At 41.4% G+C, this 20,082-nt stretch carries 18 protein-coding genes and 1 pseudogene; 8 read left to right on the top strand and 11 right to left on the bottom strand.

Features of this window, described 5'->3' with window-relative positions:
• Positions 1 to 67 precede the first annotated feature (67 nt).
• Positions 68 to 1,606 carry a DUF3131 domain-containing protein gene (locus I8752_RS12095; RefSeq protein ID WP_214432564.1) on the top strand — a complete coding sequence of 513 codons (1,539 nt, stop codon included), beginning with the start codon at positions 68 to 70 and terminating at the stop codon, positions 1,604 to 1,606.
• A gap of 336 nt (positions 1,607 to 1,942) precedes the next feature.
• Here I8752_RS12095 and I8752_RS12090 read toward each other — a convergent pair whose 3' ends face one another.
• The 3 genes from I8752_RS12090 to I8752_RS12080 form a co-directional block, all read right to left on the bottom strand.
• Positions 1,943 to 3,661, bottom strand: a complete 1,719-nt coding sequence (locus I8752_RS12090) for a WD40 domain-containing protein (protein ID WP_214432563.1) — start codon at positions 3,659 to 3,661, stop codon at positions 1,943 to 1,945.
• Between the two features lie 82 nt (positions 3,662 to 3,743).
• Positions 3,744 to 4,550: a S1 family peptidase gene (locus I8752_RS12085; protein WP_214432562.1), complete on the bottom strand. Its 807-nt coding sequence runs from the start codon at positions 4,548 to 4,550 to the stop codon at positions 3,744 to 3,746.
• Positions 4,551 to 4,580: 30 nt separating this feature from the next.
• Positions 4,581 to 5,192: a COP23 domain-containing protein gene (locus I8752_RS12080; RefSeq protein ID WP_214432561.1), complete on the bottom strand. Its 612-nt coding sequence runs from the start codon at positions 5,190 to 5,192 to the stop codon at positions 4,581 to 4,583.
• A 458-nt stretch (positions 5,193 to 5,650) separates the two neighbouring features.
• On the opposite strand from I8752_RS12080, the gene I8752_RS12075 reads away from it, so the two are divergent.
• A complete protein-coding gene (locus I8752_RS12075; RefSeq protein WP_214432560.1) occupies positions 5,651 to 6,955 on the top strand; it encodes a flavin monoamine oxidase family protein in 1,305 nt (434 codons plus the stop codon).
• Positions 6,956 to 7,152: 197 nt separating this feature from the next.
• Here I8752_RS12075 and I8752_RS12070 read toward each other — a convergent pair.
• The 5 genes and pseudogenes from I8752_RS12070 to I8752_RS38575 all read right to left on the bottom strand — a co-directional run.
• Positions 7,153 to 7,278 (bottom strand): annotated as a pseudogene (locus tag I8752_RS12070) (DNA cytosine methyltransferase); the annotation flags it as partial.
• Positions 7,279 to 7,374: 96 nt separating this feature from the next.
• On the bottom strand, positions 7,375 to 7,842 hold the full coding sequence (locus I8752_RS12065) for a tetratricopeptide repeat protein (protein ID WP_214432559.1): 468 nt from the start codon (positions 7,840 to 7,842) through the stop codon (positions 7,375 to 7,377).
• Between the two features lie 4 nt (positions 7,843 to 7,846).
• Positions 7,847 to 8,791, bottom strand: a complete 945-nt coding sequence (locus I8752_RS12060) for a homogentisate phytyltransferase (RefSeq protein WP_214432573.1) — start codon at positions 8,789 to 8,791, stop codon at positions 7,847 to 7,849.
• A gap of 149 nt (positions 8,792 to 8,940) precedes the next feature.
• Complete coding sequence (locus tag I8752_RS12055; RefSeq protein WP_214432558.1) at positions 8,941 to 9,150, bottom strand: DUF6887 family protein; 210 nt, start codon at positions 9,148 to 9,150, stop codon at positions 8,941 to 8,943.
• Positions 9,147 to 9,332 (bottom strand): DUF6888 family protein, encoded by a 186-nt coding sequence (locus I8752_RS38575; RefSeq protein ID WP_404827086.1) that lies wholly within the window; start codon positions 9,330 to 9,332, stop codon positions 9,147 to 9,149. Before I8752_RS38575 ends, I8752_RS12055 begins: the two co-directional genes overlap by 4 nt.
• Before the next feature lie 82 nt (positions 9,333 to 9,414).
• Between I8752_RS38575 and bcp the strand changes: the two genes are divergently transcribed.
• The 3 genes from bcp (at position 9,415) to I8752_RS12040 (ending at position 11,830) form a co-directional block, all read left to right on the top strand.
• Positions 9,415 to 9,894: a thioredoxin-dependent thiol peroxidase gene (gene bcp / locus I8752_RS12050; protein WP_214432572.1), complete on the top strand. Its 480-nt coding sequence runs from the start codon at positions 9,415 to 9,417 to the stop codon at positions 9,892 to 9,894.
• Positions 9,895 to 10,033: 139 nt separating this feature from the next.
• Positions 10,034 to 10,660 carry a restriction endonuclease subunit R gene (locus I8752_RS12045; protein WP_214432557.1) on the top strand — a complete coding sequence of 209 codons (627 nt, stop codon included), beginning with the start codon at positions 10,034 to 10,036 and terminating at the stop codon, positions 10,658 to 10,660.
• Between the two features lie 3 nt (positions 10,661 to 10,663).
• Positions 10,664 to 11,830 carry a cysteine desulfurase family protein gene (locus tag I8752_RS12040; RefSeq protein ID WP_214432556.1) on the top strand — a complete coding sequence of 389 codons (1,167 nt, stop codon included), beginning with the start codon at positions 10,664 to 10,666 and terminating at the stop codon, positions 11,828 to 11,830.
• A 96-nt stretch (positions 11,831 to 11,926) separates the two neighbouring features.
• Here I8752_RS12040 and I8752_RS12035 read toward each other — a convergent pair whose 3' ends face one another.
• From I8752_RS12035 to lepA, 3 genes are all read right to left on the bottom strand, one after another.
• Positions 11,927 to 12,973: a cyanophycinase gene (locus I8752_RS12035; RefSeq protein ID WP_214432555.1), complete on the bottom strand. Its 1,047-nt coding sequence runs from the start codon at positions 12,971 to 12,973 to the stop codon at positions 11,927 to 11,929.
• A 162-nt stretch (positions 12,974 to 13,135) separates the two neighbouring features.
• Complete coding sequence (locus tag I8752_RS12030; RefSeq protein ID WP_214432554.1) at positions 13,136 to 14,326, bottom strand: glycosyltransferase family 4 protein; 1,191 nt, start codon at positions 14,324 to 14,326, stop codon at positions 13,136 to 13,138.
• 788 nt (positions 14,327 to 15,114) lie between these two features.
• Positions 15,115 to 16,926 (bottom strand): translation elongation factor 4, encoded by a 1,812-nt coding sequence (gene lepA, locus I8752_RS12025; RefSeq protein WP_214432553.1) that lies wholly within the window; start codon positions 16,924 to 16,926, stop codon positions 15,115 to 15,117.
• Between the two features lie 506 nt (positions 16,927 to 17,432).
• Here lepA and I8752_RS12020 point away from each other — a divergent pair.
• The 3 genes from I8752_RS12020 to I8752_RS12010 form a co-directional block, all read left to right on the top strand.
• Positions 17,433 to 17,669: a hypothetical protein gene (locus I8752_RS12020; protein WP_214432552.1), complete on the top strand. Its 237-nt coding sequence runs from the start codon at positions 17,433 to 17,435 to the stop codon at positions 17,667 to 17,669.
• A gap of 175 nt (positions 17,670 to 17,844) precedes the next feature.
• Positions 17,845 to 19,611 carry an ATP-binding protein gene (locus tag I8752_RS12015; RefSeq protein WP_214432551.1) on the top strand — a complete coding sequence of 589 codons (1,767 nt, stop codon included), beginning with the start codon at positions 17,845 to 17,847 and terminating at the stop codon, positions 19,609 to 19,611.
• Between the two features lie 62 nt (positions 19,612 to 19,673).
• A partial coding sequence (locus tag I8752_RS12010) for a helix-turn-helix domain-containing protein (RefSeq protein ID WP_214432550.1) occupies positions 19,674 to 20,082 on the top strand: 409 nt, incomplete at its 3' end.

Raw genomic sequence — 20,082 nt, 5'->3', positions numbered from 1 at the left:
TGGGAAGAATGAAGTTTGGTGAGACTTTCCAAGCAACAGTAACCTACACGATGAGGCATTAACCTACATGAGTTCTGATTTTCAACCACCACCTAAAAGCTTGTCCGTATTGGCTTCTGTAGGAGGCGTGGTAACTGCTTTAATAGCGATCGCAATTTTAACCTTTTGGTCTAAGCAACTTTCTCATACTTCTCTAAAGGAAATATCAACATCCGAAACTGCTTCCCAGCAGTTGCCACAAGCAGGAGAAACCGCACAAAACACTCCCTTCACTGCTCAAGAAGCTGAAACAATTGCCAGCCTTGACGCTAAATCTGTAGTTTTGCCAGGCGAATCTATTGCTCCTAACCAATTAACAATAGCCATAACTCCTTATGTTGCTCCGGGTGCAGGATCGTTAACTCCAGAGGAAACTAAAATTGCCCGTCAAGCTTGGTTATACTTCCAACGCAACTGGAATGATGAAACCGGCTTGGTTAATTCTGTCGATGGCTTTGCCTCTGTAACTATGTGGGATCAGGCAGCAGCGATCGCCGCTTTAGTCAGTGCTAGAGAACTTAAGATTGTGCCTGTGGCTGAATTTGAAGCCAAAATGAGCAAAATGTTAAAGACACTGGCATCTATGCCTTTATACAAACAAGAACTACCCAACAAAGTCTATAATCCAAAAACCCTCATACCTGTTAATTACGGTCAACTAGAAAAACGCGAAGAAATTGGTTGGTCGGCTCTTGATTTGGGGCGGATGGCAATCTGGTTGAAAATTGTCGGGGCAAAGTATCCTCAGTTGCGATCGCAAACAGAAGATGTTTGGCAACATTGGCAAGTCAAGCGTCTCACCAAAAATGGCCAAATGTACGGTACTAGTGTTATCAAAGGCAAAGAACAGTACAACCAAGAAGGTCGGTTGGGCTATGAGAATTATGCAGCTTATGGTTTAAAGCTTTGGGGTTTGGATGTTAAAAAAGCTTTGGATTATCAATCTCATACAGCTTTTGTTAATCTTTACGGACAAGGGATTCCTTACGACCAACGCGACTATAAAAACTCTGAAGCTAATAACTACGTTCTTAGCGAACCCTATATTTTAGATGGCATTGAAACTGGATTTCAGGCTTTGCCTAAAGCCTACGCCGATCGGATTTTAGCTGCTCAAGAAGGGCGTTATCAAGCTACAAAACAATTAACTGCCCTTACCGAAGACAACTTGGATCGCCCTCCTTACTTTGTTTACAGCAGCTTGTTTGTCAACGGAGAAGCTTGGGCAACGATCGCAGATACCGGACAAAAACACAACGATTTGCGTTTCCTCAGTTCCAAAGCTGCGATCGGCTGGCATGTACTTTACAATACCGCTTATACTCGTCAGTTATTTAATTTTGTCCAAGCTAACCTCAAGTCAAAAGATGGTTGGTATAACGGCTTTTATGAATCTCTGCGTCAGCCAAATAAAACTCTTACCGCCAATAATAATGGTGTGATTTTAGAAAGCTTGCTGTATAAGCAAGTCGGACAGCCACTCACTGTTTGGGCAGGAGTCAGAAGCAGCCAGTTGCGTGCCAAGGTTCCCGCCGTCGAGCAACCTGGCGTTCATAAGTCACCATAAGTTATATCGTGTTCGGTTAAAGACTTATCATCAAGACCGCAGGGGGGCAGAGCAGAGGTGCAGAGGGGAGGGGTTTTCAGGCTTTCTGCATAGATTCGGGAATTATAACTAATTAGCCGAACATGATATTACACCTCAAATTCTAAGGCAATGAAAAAACTGGCATTGCATAATGGAGGGATAAATTGAGGTCATCTACTATGCAATACCAGGGTGTGTATCAACGCATAACCGCAAGGATGGTAAAAAATGTGGTTAATAAAACATATACAGCAGATTTCAAGGTACAGATAATTGTAAGGGCGAACGGCCGTTCGCCCCTACTTTTAAAAAATACTATTCAGATAACCGCCAAATTTTAACGGTTGCGTCCCAACTCCCACTAGCTAAAGTTTTGCCATCAGGGCTAATGGCAACTGACGTTATCAAATCAGAATGACCTTTAAGGGTAGTAATTTCTTGACCAGTTGTCACATCCCAAATCTTGATAGTATTGTCCTCACTAGTACTAGCTAAAGTTTTGCCATCTGGACTAATGGCAACTGAATTAACTTTATAATAACTATTGAGAGTACGGATTTCCTGCCCAGTAGCAAGATCCCATATTTTGATAGTCCAATCACCACCACTAACTAAAATTTTGCCATCTGAGCTAATAGCAATTGATTGAACGTAAGAATTACTTTTGAGAGTACTAATTTCTTCCCAAGTGGCAACATTCCACAATTTGATAGTGCCGTCGCCACTACCGCTAACTAAAGTTTTCCCATCTGGGGTAAAAGCAACCGAACAAAGCACACCAGAATGACCCTTGAGGGTACGAATTTCTTTTCCTGTAGCGATATCCCATATTTTAATTGTTGAATAATCACCGCGACTAGCTAAAGTTTTACCATCTGGACTAAATGCCACTGAGGTAACAGTATCAAGATTACCTTTTAGGGTACGAATTTCTTGTCCTGTGACTAAATTCCATAGTTTGATAGTTTTGTCAAAAATACCACCACCACTAGCTAAAGTTTTACCATCTGGACTAAAAGCAACTGACTCAGCCCAATAAGAATTACTTGCAAGGGTACGAATTTCTTCTCCTGTGGCGACATCCCATATTTTGATAGTCCTGTCCCAGCTACCACTAGCTAAAGTCTTACCATCTGGGCTAAATGCTACTGATGTAACATATCCTTTAATATTGGAACCTATGGCTTTTTCGGAATGCCCAGTAAACGTTTGTAGCAAAGCAAATTTAGCAGATGTATTGTTGGCATTTACAGGGGATGAGCTTTTAACAGGTGGTGGTACTATTGGGGTATTTTGCGGGTTGGGAGTTGGTGCTGTGGCAATTGGTTGTGTAGGCGTATTTTGTGGTTTGGAAGTTGGCGCTGTGGCAATTGGTTGTGTTGATAATGTGGATGGGATAAGACTCAAATAAGTTTTCAGCGGAATCCCAAATACATTAGTAGCACCCGTGTTTGGATAAGTTAAAGCGCGTCCATGAATTGCTACTAATTTTCCTTGCTCATCTAGTATTGCTCCTCCACTCATCCCTGGAAAACCACCCACATCATAAACAAACGCATAACCATCTTTTGGTTTTGTTACCAGACGAGAAATTGCGCCGCTACGAAAATCTATGTCTGATGTTCCTTGAGGATAACCTGCGACATAAATAGTTGTACCCAATTTTACTTGTTCGGAATTTCCTTTTTCTGCAACACGGTAATTTTGGTTGCTACTGAATTGAAATACTGCTAAATCAACATTTGGTAATCGTTTTACTTGGCTGTGGTTGATGGTGTATTGCTTACCATCGGGTGTATAAACTGTGTAGTTACCTTGGAGTTGTACTACATGCCAGCAGGTGAGAATAGTGTAATTATTGCCTTGGCGATCGATAATTACCCCAGAACCTGTATTTGTTCCATCAATACGGACTGTAATTTGTTCGGCAATATAACTAACTTGTGTGGGTGTTAAGGCCGTGGCGACTTGCGGCTGTACGATCGCAATTGCAGCACCGAATAATACTGCCCCAAGTCCATCAGCAAACCTCATGATTTATTCTCCCGATGATTTTGCAACACTAATATCAAATTCATCTACCCTGACTTTCCTAGTTTTCTCAACTATAAAATATTTATTTATTTGGAAGTTCCCTAATAGGTACAGCCATACTAGAGCCTGTAATTAGTTTCTGCAAGCTTTGCTCTGGCTGGGAACCATCTTGATAAACTTCAGGTGTATCCCAAATTGGATCTTTATGTAAGCTATTTATGCCTATTACTTCACCATGTTTATTTAGCAATGGTGCGCCACTCATTCCTTTACGAACATCATTTGTATACCCAATCTGGTAGCCTTGGTCTAAAGCTTTGTTTAGGAGTAAGGAAATACGACCAGAAGTAAACACAAACTGATTGTTGAAAATTTTATTTGTTTGGGTAGACAGCTTTTGAGCGTTCAGATCGGACGTAAATCCACCAACAAAAACTTCATCCCCAACTTGCAAGCTAGACGTATCTTTGACATTAGCAATTGTATAAACTACATCAGGGCTACGAAACTGCAAGGCAGCTAAGTCATTTTTCTGAAATTTTGCAACCTGCAATACAGAAGCTTCGTATACTTGCCCATTTGGTGTTTGAATTTGATAAGGAGGTTTAGCTGCTCTCAGTACGTGAGCATTAGTTACTACTGTATAAATTTGTCCTTTTCGTTGTAGCAAAGTTCCCGAACCTAGTAACTCATTTGCATATATTTTGACAGTGATTGTCTTTGCCAATTGTTGTAATTGCTCTACTGAAAGGGGAGTTGACGATCGCGAAAATTTATTAGATTCACTAGAATTGCTTTGCTTTCTGGGCAGCGCTAACCAAATACTACCAAGACAAACAATCAAACACACTGTATACCCAAGTTTGCTTCTTAGCCATTGCTGATTCATCTGAAAGTAAACTCCCCAAAGAACTGCCAACTAAAAGCGAGGTTCTACAGGTTTTATTTCAGGAGTGTCAGTACTAGAAGTTGATTGACTACACTCCTTGCCATCTACAAGTTGTTTAACATCAAGATATAAATCTCCTTGCTCGTCGTAAGTAAAAGCTTGACATCCACTCAAATTTACAACAGAACTTCCAACACCACGGCGGAAATCAAGTATCTGCTGCAAAACTCTTCCTGTATCAGTTCCTGGTTTGAGGGTGACTAGTACATTCTGCGATGTACAAGGTGCGCCTTTACGATTGACAATACACAAAACAGGATAGTTGTTAAAGTTATCTCTGCTAGTAATTAAAAGCGACCCATTATCGTAATAGCGTTGGAACTTGGCAGAAACAATCTGACAGCGATTTGCAGGTGGAAAATTTTTAAAATCTTGCACTACCCAACGAATGAATGTCTCATTTCCTCTTGAGGTGCGTACCTTGGTGACAGGTATACCGTCTTCCTGGTCGCAAAAAAACTTGTTTCTCAAAGCATAACTCGGCTCGTTGCTTGCGATCGTGGCAACTGCCAAAGCTAAAGCTGAAATCACAGAAGCTGTTGCTACCCCTGTTAATATGTGAGCAAATAACCTCAGTTGCATATATAGGTACTAACGACTAAAAATACTTTACTTTTAATTTGATACTAAAACTAGAGTAAGGTATCATGCCAAATTGCCAATTTTTGTCACGATGCTTAGGTATATGCGTATAAACCAGTTTTTTTGACAAATAAATTACAAATTTAATTGACAAAGTTGCGATCGCAGCTTCGCACTTAGAGGATGTTTTAAAAGTATTTTTGGTAACATTAAAGCTTCAAAAATCTAACCCCTTACCTACGATGCTCTCTTGCAAAAATACATTCGCTGGGGTGAGAAAAGTTATTCACATTTGGATTCACAAAATTTTATCACTTCAGATTGATGTTTAGTTTTAATAAAAGGTTAAGGCTACTTATAAACGATCGCAGCAAGCAAAATACAGGTTGCAATGAAGATATAAGTTAACCTCTGTCTACATTCATTGCTGCTTATATTGTTAGAAAAGGAGTTCAATAGTGGCACATAAAACCATTGTTATTGGTGCGGGACTGGCAGGACTGAGTGCGGCTTATGAACTGGTAAAAGCAGGCTGTGATGTCCGGGTTTTTGAGGCACAAGAGCGTGTGGGCGGTAGAGTTTATACCGCTCAAATGAGTGGTGAACAGTACGGCGAATTAGGTGCTGAGTTTGTTGACGATAACCATACTGCTATTAAGGACTACATAACTAAATTTGACCTCCAACTTGACTTAGCTTGTCAATTTCCTGATGACCTTTACTGGTTTATTGATGGCATACTCCGTAACCGTAACTCTTTGAGTCCAACACAAAGTATTGCTTTAGATAGTCTATATGCTCAACTGCAAACCTTAATCGAGCAGCAACAAGATCCGCCAATTACCCTTGATGAATGGTTAGAAGCAAAAGCATTTGCACCATTTGCCAGCCGAATTGCCAGGTTACAAGCTCACTCGTTATTTGCAACAGACGCAGAAACGATTGGGCCAGGCTTCTTTGCTTATCCTGGTAGTGATAGCAATGTCATTATGCGGATTCGTGGTGGTAGTTCTCGTTTGGTCGATGCCTTAGCTAAACAATTGGGAAAGCGAGTTAACACTGGTAATGCCGTTCGTCGCATTCAGCAAATAGGTAACACTGTGATTGTCAATGTTGAGACAGCAAGCGGTTTTGTTGAAATTGTCGCAGATAGTGCGATCGCCACAATTCCCTGGAACGTGTTACGTCATATTTCATTAGAAATACCAATTGTAGAGGCACAGAAAGAAGCAATTTTTAATTTGCCATATGGTGGTGCAGTCAAGACGCTATTACAATATCCCAAATCTTTTTGGTCACAGCCTAACTTTGGGCTTGTCTTGCTTGAGGGCAATTACCAAGCTATTTGGGAACCAACCTTTGCCCAGATAGGCACAACAAAGATTCTCTCCTGTTTCAGTGGAGGTACTCCCAGTTTAAATCTGGCTCAGTCGGTACGTAGTTTAGCTGAGGAAGCTGTACGTGCAATCTACCCGAATGCGCTTGATACTATCGATTGCGTTTCTTACGACTGGAGTGCTGATGAGTGGATAAGAGGAGCCTACTGCTACTTTGGGCCAGGAGACTTAAATCGCTTTAACCCATATCTGACGTTACCTGCTGGTCGAGTTTTATTTGCTGGAGAACATACTGCCCCTGTAGAGTTCCGTGGTTATATGGAAGGTGCAATCCGCAGCGGACAGCGTGCCGCACAACAAGTTCTGAAGCTGCAACCTACAGAAACAGAGATTGAACGTTCAGATCCTTATTTCCGCAACCGATAAGATTTGAAAGCAGGAGGCGGAGTATTCAAAGATTTTTGTTACTACCCCAGTTGTCAATTCAATATCTATGGTTCCCTCTACTCAAAAGATGGGTAAAAAATAGCTTCAGAACAACAGACAAACGACTGATATTTGCGATTGATAGAACACAATGGCGTTCAGAAAATGTATTTGTAAGTAGGTCGATGTTAAAAATTAGTTTTTGTGGCATCAGCATTTATTTCCACTACACTTACAGCATGAAATCCTGCTTGCTCTAGCCCTAAATCAAGACCAAAAGCTCCTGCAAAGAGTGCAATAGATATTAGTTGCTTATTAATCACTTCTCTCTCATTTTTTATATATTAAATGAAAAAAAAGAAGATAGTACTGTTAGTATTACTTCTTCTTGTGCCAAAAATATGATCTGTTTCAGCCTTTCAACTTGATTTGGCACTTATTTGTTCTAAAAATTGAGCAATTTTTTTAGCTTTAGCTAATTGGCGTTGTTTTTGCAATAGTTCTTGAGCTTTTTGGAGATTATTTTTAGCTTCTTCTCGCTGGTTCTCTTGCATTAAAATGTTTGCCAGACGCAAGTAAGCATCAGGATTTTTGGGGCTGCGTTGAATTACTTCACTAAATAATTCTTTTGCTTCTTGGGCTTTGCCTTGCTGATTTAAAACGTCTCCTAACAACAAGCGAACTACATCATTTGTAGAGTTGATAGAAATCACTTTGCGAAAAGCTGCTTCTGCACCTTCATAGTCTTGTTGCTGATAGAGATTGATGCCTTTTTGATAAAAGTCTGAAGTAATCAAGGTTTTCCAAGCGAAATAGCCGAGAATAGCAATACTGGAAAATACAGCAGCGATCGCCAAAATATCAGTTACTTGAAAAGATTCTAACATTGTGTTAAGCCAATAGACAGGCAGCAGGGAATATTAGATATTCTAGAAAAAATAGTTTCCAGATGAATTGGTAAAATTGAGCGATCGCAGTTTTATCTTGCAAGTCCACTCCTAAACTCTGTGTCCACATCCAACACAGCACTAGCAAATGAGTAATGACGAGAAATGCTGAATTAACTGAAGCTAGATGTATAGCACCAACTAAAATCATTGCTAAATAACAAACAGTTAGCACCCAAAGAGCCAAGTTAAATACGGCTTGCGGGCCGAGTTGGATAGTGAAAGTAGTGATATTATACAAGCGATCGCCTTCCAGATCGGGGATATCTTTAAAGATAGCGATCGCAAATGTAAACACCAAAATAAATATTGTTAGTATCCAAACTGTCAAAGGAATTAGTTGGCTCTTTTGCAACACCCAACTAAAGTGCAAAAACAATCCTAAATTCACAATTGTGCCGCGCACTGAAAAAATACATAAAGCTGCCCAAAAGGGAAACTGCTTCAAGCGAATTGGTGGTAATGAATAAGCCGTACCAATTGCTAAACTCAAAGCTACCATACCAAATAAAAAAGGTCCAGTTAGCCATGCAACAACTAGGGCTAAAATGCCAGTAATAATGACAATTAACTGCCCTTGCGTTCTAGAAAATTCTCCTGATGCTAGCGGTAAATGAGGTTTATTAATTTTGTCAATATCAACATCTTCCAGTTGATTTAACCCCACAATATAAACATTGCCACATAGACAGGCAATCCATGCACCTAAAAGCGAAACTAATTGAATATAAGAAAATTCTGTCCGAGAAAGAGCAATGGCAACTAAATATAAACCTAAGACACTCAGACTCGTGCCAATAATTGTGTGAGGGCGGGAAAACTTCCAAAAAGCATAAAGGTATGATTGCAAGGATTTGCGCGGTAATGGACTGTTATGAGAATGGCTCATGAGTAGCTTAAATCGGTATTCCGGATTGCTGTTACTCATTGTCACAGAATTTGTGCCATTCACCAGAGCTATCAGTCTAAACGCCTGATTCTTCACTGAATGATTACATGCGAGCGCCCAATCTGGGTAAAATATAAAACTGCGTTATTCTATAACTCAGAATCATTGCTGAATTTCTCAAGGAATTCAGGATAATTTTTCAAGTCATCTAAAGACTGTAATGGTGGCATCTCAATCCAGCTTGCCTCTGTATGTAACTTGTCTACATAAGCATAAAATGCTTCTCGATCCTCCCGATGTGCTAAAACATAGGCATGTAGCTCTTTTCTACTCATTGTCTGAAAGTTAGGCTGACTCATACTACATACCTCCATTTGCCATTGGGATATATTTCTATAATATTTTCTTCACCTGCCAAGAGGAACACGTTTCCTGTGCGCTCATCTAACCGTACAAGATTTATAGGCAAATACATCTTTGTCAACCAATAGCACAGTATAAAGCATTGTGTTCTTTGTTCAAGTGTAGGAATAATATACAAACCTCAGTATCTCTTATGGTCAAAAGCATAGCCCAATCTGGGTAAAATTTTGAAGGCTATTGTAATTTCTCAAAGTGCGATCGTGAGCAACATTCCCCAAGCTGGACAAAAAGCGCCTGATTTCTCGATTCCTAATCAAAATGATACCCCAGTCAGTCTGGATGATTTTGGCGGTCAGTGGGTTGTGCTGTACTTCTACCCCAAAGATGACACCCCTGGTTGTACTACAGAAGCCCAAGACTTTACCCAGTTGCATCAAGAATTCAGCGCCCTAGGAGCGACAATTTTAGGTGTGAGTCCAGATTCGGCTAAATCTCATTGTAAATTTATTGACAAACATAATTTATCGATCGCGCTGTTAAGTGACCCAGAACATGTGCTGACAGAAAGTTATGGTGCTTGGCGACTCAAGAAGTTTATGGGAAAAGAATATATGGGTGTTGTTCGTTCAACTTTTCTCATTTCACCCGATCGAATCATCGCTCATGCTTGGCCAAATGTGAAAGCGAAAGGTCATGCTCAAGCAGTTTTAACTAAATTACGCGAATTAGCAGCTGAATAAGCAGACAATCGCTGCAATGCGATGTAGCGAATATCATCCAAGCAGGACTGAAATTAGTCAGTTTCAACAAACCAGTTTAATACTAAACCTCTTAAAAATTTCCACCTTACAATAGTTATATGCATTTTTTGAATGAACTATGGTTCAATTCATCCAAGCACAAAATGTCGGGCTTGCCTATCTGGAAGAAAGATTTAACTTACAGTTATCTGAAGATGAGGCATTTTTTACAGAATGGCTGGAAGGCTTACCAGAAATCACAGATTTAGAAAAACAAGATTTGGACAAAGTAAAACTTCATTTTCTCCGTTTAGTCAAATATCCTCCTTTGTCAGAAGAAACGGTGAAATTAGTTGTTTTATCTCCTTTACTCAATTTAGCTGGATTTTATGATGAGCCTTTTTATATTCGAGGCGAGCAATCAATCGAAATTTCTGCCGAGGATGAAGGAGAAATTATTAGAGGTAGAATTGATATCTTAGTTATTCAAGAGCAATTATGGATATTGGTGATTGAATCTAAAAGGTCTAGTTTTTCTCTCTTAGAAACTATCCCTCAAGCACTTGTTTATATGCTAGCTAATCCTCATCAAGACAAACCTGCTTTTGGATTAGTAACGAATGGTAGTCATTTCATATTTTTAAAACTAGCTAAAGAAAATATACCAAAGTATGCTTTGTCTGATGAATTTACTTTGTTGAGAAGAGGAAATGAATTATATCAAGTTCTCAGAATATTAAAAAAATTGAGTCAAACTTTGAGTTAATTTATGTCTACTCGCCCTATCTATCTCGATTGCCACGCTACCACACCTGTAGATGAACGGGTACTAGCGGCAATGCTACCCTACTTCACAGAACGCTTTGGCAATCCATCTAGTATTAGTCATGTTTACGGCTGGGAAGCAGAAGCTGCTGTGAAACAAACGCGGGAAATATTAGCAACAGCAATTAATGCTACTCCAGAAGAAATTGTTTTTACTAGTGGCGCGACAGAAGCAAATAATTTAGCTATTAAAGGTGTTGCCGAGGCTTACTTTCAAAAAGGACAACATATTATTACTGTTGCCACCGAACATAGCGCAGTTCTTGACCCTTGCAAATATTTAAAAACCCTTGGTTTTGAAATTACTATTCTCCCAGTCCAAAAAGATGGACTGATTGATTTAACAGAGTTAGAAAAAGCTTTTCGTCCTGAGACGGTTTTGGTATCGGTGATGGCTGCAAATAACGAAATTGGTGTATTGCAGCCATTAGCAGAAATCGGGGAAATGTGCCGCGATCGCAATATAATTTTCCACACAGATGCAGCTCAAGCTATCGGCAAAATTCCCCTTGATGTGCAAGCAATGAAAATTGACTTGATGTCGCTGACTGCACATAAAGTATACGGCCCAAAGGGTATCGGGGCGCTGTACGTCCGCAGGCGCAACCCTAGAGTGCAACTTGCTCCCCAACAACATGGTGGCGGACACGAACGGGGGATGCGTTCTGGTACTTTATACACACCGCAAATCGTCGGCTTTGGCAAAGCAACAGAAATAGCTTTGGCAGAACAAATAACAGAAAACCAACGCCTCACTCAACTCAGACAAAGATTGCGATCGCAACTTTCCCAGTTAGAAGGAATTCACTTCAACGGACATCCAACCCAGCGACTCGCAGGAAACTTGAATATCAGCGTTGAGGGAGTGGATGGAGCTGCACTTTTGCTAGGATTACAACCAATCATGGCAGTATCTTCCGGTTCTGCTTGTTCCTCAGCAACCACAGCCCCTTCCCATGTTCTCACAGCACTAGGACACTCAGAAAAACTAGCTTATGCCTCAGTGCGGTTTGGCATCGGACGGTTTAATACCCCAGAAGAGATTGATATTGTAGCAAAACATGCGATCGCTACCATCCAAAGCTTACGCAAGCAGACAACGCTGGTGTAGAAGAGATGAGGGAGTAGGGGGAGATAGGGGAGATGAGGAAGTTTCTTAACAATTACTCTCCCTTATCCCCCTTATCTTCCTCATCCCCCTCATCACTCAATAGGGGTCTGAATCAAACCGTCCCTTCTTGACGCTGCGACGATAGTATCCCGTCGTCGGTCTGTTTCTGAGGTCGAAAGTATCGCCACGCGGAACTCTCCAAATCTTGAAGTCATGAAATGTCAAAGGAGTTCGAGGTTCGCAGACTTCTGGCGGACGATCTCCAAGTACAAAATACGCTGCACCCCTACCTGTAACTTTTGCTAGACCATTTTTATCGACAACAACTGATGTCTCTTCGCTAATAGCTATACCCAAAACGCTGTTAGATACACCATCTTTAATTTGACGGGCAATAAAAGCCATGATTCGACCCATTCTTTTACGCCTGTCGAAGTGGGTATCGACGATGGTTCCGTGCAGATTTCTCCATCTGAAAAAGTTGTAAGTAAAAGTAATGTCTCGGTAGGGATCTTCCAATGCGTCCCTAGTTTCAATGCCTTCTTCAGAAGAAGCACAAGCATCGTAAACATATTCACTTTGAATCATCGCACCTGCACTAGTGCCGCCAATACCACCACCTCTGGCATAAACTGACTTGACAGCTGCCTCCAGTCTGGTATTTTTCCAACTGCGGATGTACTGACATTGGTCGCCCCCAGCGAAGAAAATCACATCAGCATTTGCGACTGTTTCAACAATCTCTGTTTTATTTGCATCATACTGATTGCTAATAATCAGCGTCTTCACAGACTTGACACCCCTCATGTCAGAAATTAGCCGATTGTAATCGTGATTGCCATAAGTGCGGAGAACTACAACATCAACTTTAGTAGGGCTGCGAGTCCCTCCCCTAACCTGGTCAATCATCCACTGGATACCTTCCTCGACATCAGGGCCACCCCCACCTAAGCTAATGACAGGCCCAGCCAAGGTAGGACGAAAAGTTTCAGCTAAGGGATAACGAAAATCAGCAGTGTCGCCCCCCAGAAAGTAGCGTTTCAAGTCTCCTATAAAATCGCCTATGAAGACTACTATCATCCTTAACAACTTGGTTGCGACAGTCTTCAAGCGTTTACCTACATTTGGTAATGCATTTGTCATACTAAACTTCTGGTGCAAACTGCAATTATTGCTAACTTTCGCACCAGATAAGGTAAAATTTCCAGCGTACAGAGTTGGTACTGTTTTTTAACGCAAAATAACGCATAATAATCATTAATTATCTGCGTTATTATGTTAGAATTTTTGGTTTTATTGTAAGTTTTAAAGCCAGACAATTTGCGATCGCTCAAGCACAACTCGCTGATAAACATTTTCTGTTTGCTTGGCTAATTTCGCCCAGCTAAAGCGCCGTTCTAAATCTTCATAGGCATTATCAACTAGCCATTGCCGATAGTCGGGATTTTTCAAAACCTCTAAAATTCCCCAAGCAAGAGAATCAGCATTGTTTGCCCAGGTAACAATACCTGTTTTGGTGTGTTGTACCACTTCTGGAAAACCTCCTGTATTGGAAACCACCACAGGAACGCGAGAAGCAAAGCTTTCTAAAGCCACAATCCCAAAAGGTTCGTAAAGACTGGGAAACACGGCACAGTCAGCCACAGTTTGAAATTTGTCTAAATATTCATCTGAAAGAAAACCAGTAAAATAGCATTTATGCCAAATTCCTAAATCCCAAGCTTGACATTTGAGATGATCGGTATTGCCACCGCCAACAATTACAAATTTAACATTACCTCCCATTTCCCAAAGCACTTTCGGAGCTGCATTCAGTAATAAAGGTACGCCTTTTTCATAGGTCATGCGACCAACATAGTAAACGATTTTTTCATTGTCTTCAGCAAATTGGCGGCGAAAATTTTGAGCGTGAAAATCTTCGTGGTGCTTTTTCTTTTCGGCACGAATGCCGTTATAAATAACATCAATTTTGTTTTCAGGACTGTGTAGCGCTCGCTGTACTTCCTGCCGCATATAGTCGCTACAAACAATAACCCGCCAAGCGTTGTAAGCAAGTAAGTTTTCTTTGTTACTAATATAATATTGAGTATCAGTGTAAATCCCGTTATAACGCCCGTATTCAGTAGCGTGGATAGTGGCGATTAAAGGAATTTTAAAGCTATGCTTGAGAGCGATCGCTGCATCGCCAACTAACCAATCATGAGCATGGATTAAATCAAACGGGCCTTCCTCCAAGATTAACTTGCCGCCCTGATGTCCCATACTCTGGTTGAGATTCACTACCCAGTGAAAAAAATCGTTACCATATCCCACTGGAACCCGATGCACATGTATTCCTTCGACTACCTCATACATCGATGCTTGGCCAAACTCCGCCGTAATCAGGTGGATTTCATGTCCTAGCTTTACTAGTTCTGGGTACAACTCTGACACATGACGCGCAATTCCCCCAACTATCCTTGGTGGAAACTCCCAACTCAGTACTAGTACCTTCATATACTAAATTCTCCACTAGTTTGATAAAAATCTAAAAAACTACATTTATCTAAAAATATAAGGGTGACAATTGCTGTAAGTATATTTACTAAAACTTTTAGATTCTTTAACAGTTTTTTTAATAAAGCTGATTAAAAGGTTATCAAGACTGAGGAAATCAGCAAAGACCATATGAAACATCTCAGAAGATTAACCTAAAAATGCCCAATTTGAAGGAAGTATCATACCCCTCTTTCTAGTGCTGAGTGCGTTGGGAGTGCTGAGGAGCCACTGCGTTGCGGTGAGCAGTCCGTTGGGCGGCTTCGCCGACTTGAAGGAACTGCGAACCCGTTCGACGAAGTCGTTCTCGAAGAGTAGGGGGGTTCCCTCCGTTGAAGCAAGTGGCGTTGCTGAGTAGGGAGTTAAGAGTGAAAAATTATAGCCGTCGCCAGTAGTGTTAGGACATCAACAGACGATCAAACCTAGACATAAAAAGACTTTTCACCCAGTCACCAGTCCCCAGCTATATCTGCTTTGTCTCCTTGTTTCGCCAGCTTCCTCAAATATTAAAATGCAGCCTTCTTACAGAAGACTGCTGTTAATCGAGCAATGTTGCTGCCTTTAGGGTAAGGAAGAGTGTTAAGTATGGAAAATGAGATAAGTAGGTGGACATAATTAAATGTAAAATGCCAACCGATGAAACCCTGTCAGAAGCTGGCATTTACCTTCTGCCTTCTGCCCTCTGCCTTCTGCCTTCTACTTATTTCCCCATTCCTATGAATTAGCCGCGGACAGTGCTTGCTGGAAAATTAGGTTTGATCCAAGCGCAGTACCGCCATAAAGGCTTCTTGGGGTACATCCACCGTTCCTACAGATTTCATCCGTTTTTTACCTTTTGCCTGCTTCTGTAAAAGTTTCTTCTTCCGGCTGATGTCGCCACCGTAGCACTTGGCAAGCACATCTTTCCGTAAGGCGGGGATGTGTTCGCTGGCAATCACTTTACTGCCAATTGATGCTTGAATTGGGACTTTGAATTGATGGCGGGGAATTAGTTCTTTGAGTTTTTCCGCCATTGACCGCCCGACGTTATAAGCTTTATCGCGGTGGACAATCATCGCCAAAGAATCAACGGGATCGCCGTTAATCATAATATCTAGCTTCACCAAAGGATTTTCGCGGTAGCCGATGAGGTGATATTCCATACTGGCATAACCACGCGATCGCGATTTCATTTGATCGAAAAAGTCGGTGACGACTTCCGCCAAAGGTAATTCATAAGTCAGTGTGGTGCGTCCTTGGGTGAGATATTTCATATCTTTGAAGATGCCACGCCGATTCTGCGACAACTCCATCAAAGTGCCCACGTAGGTTTCTGGCGTAATCATCTCTACTTGGACGTAGGGTTCTTCGATTTTCTCGCGATCGTTGGGTGCGGGTAGATGGCTAGGATTATCTATATACAGTTCTTCACCTTTGGTAGTTATGACTTTATAAACCACCGAAGGAGCTGTAATAATTAAATCCAGGTCGTACTCGCGCTCTAAACGTTCTTGGACAATTTCCATATGCAACAAGCCCAAAAATCCGCAACGGAAGCCGAACCCCATCGCGCTAGAAGTTTCCGGCTCGTATTGCAGCGCTGCGTCATTAAGTCTTAACTTTTCTAAAGCTTCCCGCAAGTCTTCAAATTGATCGGCATCAATGGGAAACATCCCACAAAAAACCATTGGGTTGGCTTCTGCGTATCCAGGTAAAGGTTCGGTTGCTTTGGCGTTGGCAAGAGTAATGGTATCCCCCACCCGCGCGTCAGCCACAGCTTTAATTGCTGCTCCCAAATAACCCACTTCCCCAGCGTGTAGTTCTTCTACTTGCTTTTGGGTGGGAGAAAGAACGCCTAACTCGTCAATTTCGTATTCCTTACCTGATGCCATTAAATGCACGCGATCGCCTTTTTTCAAAGTGCCATCCATCACCCGGAAATACACAATCACTCCCCGATAGCTATCGTAGTAGCTATCAAAAATTAATGCCCGTAAGCGCTCCTTTACCGTGTTTTGTGGCGGCGGTACGCGCTCCACAACTGCTTCTAAAATTTCGTCAATGCCTATTCCTTCTTTAGCAGAAGCCAAAATCGCACCGCTGCAATCCAAACCGATAATTTCTTCAATTTCGCCGATGACTCGGTCTGGTTCGGCCCCAGGCAAATCGATTTTATTTAAAACCGGGATAATTTCCAGATTATGTTCGAGAGCTAAATATACATTTGCCAAAGTTTGCGCCTCGACACCTTGAGACGCATCCACTACTAATAATGCTCCTTCACAAGCGACAAGACTGCGCGACACTTCGTAAGAAAAATCTACGTGACCAGGCGTATCAATTAAGTTCAGTACATACTGCTGACCATCTTTAGCTTGATAGTTCATTCGGGCAGCTTGCAGCTTAATTGTAATGCCGCGCTCCCGTTCCAGATCCATATTGTCGAGAAACTGTTCCTTCATCTGCCGCTCGTCCACAGTGCCAGTGGCTTGCAGTAAGCGATCGGCCAAGGTTGATTTCCCATGATCGATGTGAGCAATAATACAAAAATTGCGAATGCGAACTGCGGGAACGTCAGTCATATACTATCTTTGCTGAAGCAGCAACCAAGGTTTAAAGAGCAATTTACTTCATGTATTTTAATGCTTTATTAGCCAACATGCTGCTATTGGGGATTGGGGACTGGGGACTGCTGACCACTAACAACTGACCACTGACAACTAACAACTGACCACCTGAGTGGACTTTTAAAAATATATAAAGTCTATATATAAAGTCTATTTTTACCTGATGGTATTGCTCAAACAGGGGCGTACAATAAATATATATAAGTACATAGTGTAGATATCGTGGATAGTTACACTTCGTAATTGCCCGTAACTACTGATTTACTGACAAAACTTCTAGAGAGCTAGTGTATAGCGAGTTCTATGAAAATTAACACTTGAAACCTGACCTTGTTATTTTGATACGATTTCGGGGAACTATGTAATTGTGACCTTTAAAACTTGTCAGTAAATAAACCCGAATCATGAATAGAACTACTTTACAAAGCTTTTGACAAAGCAACCTCTGAGTATATAAAGCTATGAATATGAGAGAGAAAGCTACCGATGCGGAGCAAAGACGAGCCGATAAGGTAGAAATTGCTGTCCGCCTAGATTCGGAGTTATTGGAGCAAATTCAACATTTAACCAATGACCCCAGTAAAGTGATTGAGGTAGCGATCCGCCAATGGTTACGGGGTGATGTTCCTAGAGATGATGAACTGACACGTACCCCTCACCGTACCCCTATTCCACCCAGAGGAGAATGGAACGATTGACACCGAATAACTAAGCTATCAAAAGAAAATAAACAAATGTGAAGTTTGTCAATCTGGATTCCAAATCAGCCAAAATACCAATGTATGTTTGTCAAAGCTGTAACATTTTATGCAAAACTTTTAACAGCTTTAAAAAAACTGTTTTGAGTTGTCACTTGTATATCCAACTCGATTAATGACTATTACTGCTAATTCCCAATTGCCAAACTTATTTCCCCAAAATCTAGAATATTTCAATCACAAGAGCGATGGCTCGTTATCAACTCTCGGAGCCGAGTTGGTATACACGCAAGATGGGGCTGGACGCTATCTGACCTTTTACTGGCAGCAAAGCGCCCTGTTGGGGTTGAACCCGGAGCAAATAGTTAATGAGGGCGAAGAAAATAAAACTTTTGCCCCAGTGGATAAGGTTGCCTATTTGGAACGTTTGCACCGAATTTTGACCAGTTTGGTGCCGGAAAAGTTTCAGTGCTGGTTTACTTACCACCAAGAGTTATTCGAGTTGGAATTGTTGATTTGCCCGGTAATGCCGCAATTGGGAACAACTGCTACTACAGTTTTAGTAATGGGGCGGTTATTGCAAGCAACAGTCAACAAAAAAGAAGTGAATGTGGTATCAAAACCCTGCACGCATATAGAGTTGGCTTTACGTTCGCAGCAACATCAGAAACTGGTAAATCAAATTACCAGAAATATTCGGCGCACATTGGATTTGGATATTATTTGGCAACAAACAGTAGACAGTTTGGGGAAAGCACTGCGGCTAGAGCGCTGTATTATTTGTCCATACCAGCCTTCTAGCTCAAGAGTGCGAGTGATAGCAGAGTATCACCAACCAGTTTTTAGAAGCTCAATGCTTGGCGAAGAAATAGATATAGCTTCTCAGCCAGCCTTTGCTAAAGCATTGGCAACCCTAGAACCAATAGTGATGGAGATATCTGAGTGTAGTTTGTGTCCCCAGCAGAAAATGTTGGTAGTGGCTACATGCTATAAAGACCAAGCTAATGGATTAATAGCCATAAGTCTGCGAGATGAATGCTGTCCGTTGACAGGTGCAGAATTTGAAATAGCAAAAGAAGTAGCAGATCAGTTAGGAACAGCGATCGCTCATGCTACTTTATATAAAGAATTAGAAGCAGCGCGTCAAAAAGCCGAAGAAGCCTCCCGCTTAAAAAGCGAATTTCTCGCCAATGTGTCTCATGAAATTCGCACTCCTCTCAACGGTATGATCGGATTTTTGAAGTTGATTTTAGAGGGTATGGCAGATGACCCAGAAGAACAAAATCAATTTTTGCTAGAAGCTCACCAATTATCAATACACTTGCTGGATATCGTGAACGATATCTTAGACATAGCTAAAATCGAAGCAGGGAAAATGGAGCTAGCTTGCGCTCCAGTCAAGCTAGATGAATTATTTGGTGATGTAGAAAATTTCATGCGTCCTCAAGCAGAGACCAAAAAACTCAGCTTCCAGATGCAATTGCCTCCCACCTCCGATGAAATCATTGTCCAAGGCAATTACCAACGGCTGCTACAAGTAATGCTCAACTTGGTGAACAATGCCATCAAATTTACTCAAGAAGGCGGTATCACCATCACCGCTGATTTAGTACTGAAAAAAGCAAAATTTCAAGAACAGCAATTTCCAGGAATGGTAAGAGTTAGGGTGGCAGACACAGGTATTGGCGTTTCCTTAGATAAACAAGATAAATTATTTCAATTATTTTCTCAAGTAGATGGCTCTCGCACTCGCCAGTACGGTGGTACGGGTTTAGGACTGGCAATATCCCAGAAGCTAGTAGAAGCAATGGGTGGTGAAGTGCATTTTTATAGTCTTGGTGAAGGACTTGGTTCAACAGTCACATTCTCAGTACCTCTTTATCAACAACCAGTAGTACTGTTATCTAGCGACAACGACTTATCAAACAGTGGTGAGTGCTAATACCAATTAAAAATGAAGCTGCATATAATGGGGAGAAGCAAACTTGGTAGGTTAACAAAACCATGAGCCGCCCATTTAAAATTGCGATCGCCGAGAGTGAAGAGGAACTGAAAAAACGCCTACAAACAGTGTCTTCAGGAAACCAGAAAGAAAAGTTACAGATGTTGTGGTGGCTCAAAAGTGGGCAAGTTAAGGAACAACTTGAAATAGGGCAACGTTTGGGTAGAGATACATCAACGGTGACAAGATGGTTGCAAAAGTATAGAGCCAATGGGCTGTCTGGCCTGCTAGAAATTAAGAAAGCACCCGGAGCAAACCGAAAAATTAATGATCAGGTCCTCGCTGCCCTCAAGCAAGAACTGGAAACAGAGAAAGGGTTTGGTAGTTACGGTGAAATAGTCGAGTGGTTGAAACGCCAACATGGGCTGGAGCTAGAGTATGGAACAGTCTATGGTTGGGTGCGATATCGAT

The organism is Dendronalium phyllosphericum CENA369 (genome assembly GCF_016056275.1).
GTDB lineage: Bacteria > Cyanobacteriota > Cyanobacteriia > Cyanobacteriales > Nostocaceae > Dendronalium > Dendronalium phyllosphericum.
Note: the sequence above shows the minus strand (reverse complement) of the source record. Positions and strands in the feature narration are given on the sequence as shown.

Coding starts and splice junctions, on each gene's coding strand:
- I8752_RS12035 (WP_214432555.1), bottom strand. CDS start 12,973: ATGACAAATGCATTACCAAATGTAGGTAAACGCTTGAAGACTGTCGCA.
- I8752_RS12080 (WP_214432561.1), bottom strand. CDS start 5,192: ATGCAACTGAGGTTATTTGCTCACATATTAACAGGGGTAGCAACAGCT.
- I8752_RS12060 (WP_214432573.1), bottom strand. CDS start 8,791: ATGAGCCATTCTCATAACAGTCCATTACCGCGCAAATCCTTGCAATCA.
- I8752_RS12045 (WP_214432557.1), top strand. CDS start 10,034: ATGGTTCAATTCATCCAAGCACAAAATGTCGGGCTTGCCTATCTGGAA.
- I8752_RS12065 (WP_214432559.1), bottom strand. CDS start 7,842: ATGTTAGAATCTTTTCAAGTAACTGATATTTTGGCGATCGCTGCTGTA.
- I8752_RS12055 (WP_214432558.1), bottom strand. CDS start 9,150: ATGAGTCAGCCTAACTTTCAGACAATGAGTAGAAAAGAGCTACATGCC.
- I8752_RS12030 (WP_214432554.1), bottom strand. CDS start 14,326: ATGAAGGTACTAGTACTGAGTTGGGAGTTTCCACCAAGGATAGTTGGG.
- I8752_RS12095 (WP_214432564.1), top strand. CDS start 68: ATGAGTTCTGATTTTCAACCACCACCTAAAAGCTTGTCCGTATTGGCT.
- I8752_RS12040 (WP_214432556.1), top strand. CDS start 10,664: ATGTCTACTCGCCCTATCTATCTCGATTGCCACGCTACCACACCTGTA.
- I8752_RS12090 (WP_214432563.1), bottom strand. CDS start 3,661: ATGAGGTTTGCTGATGGACTTGGGGCAGTATTATTCGGTGCTGCAATT.
- lepA (WP_214432553.1), bottom strand. CDS start 16,926: ATGACTGACGTTCCCGCAGTTCGCATTCGCAATTTTTGTATTATTGCT.
- I8752_RS12085 (WP_214432562.1), bottom strand. CDS start 4,550: ATGAATCAGCAATGGCTAAGAAGCAAACTTGGGTATACAGTGTGTTTG.
- I8752_RS12015 (WP_214432551.1), top strand. CDS start 17,845: ATGACTATTACTGCTAATTCCCAATTGCCAAACTTATTTCCCCAAAAT.
- I8752_RS12020 (WP_214432552.1), top strand. CDS start 17,433: ATGAATATGAGAGAGAAAGCTACCGATGCGGAGCAAAGACGAGCCGAT.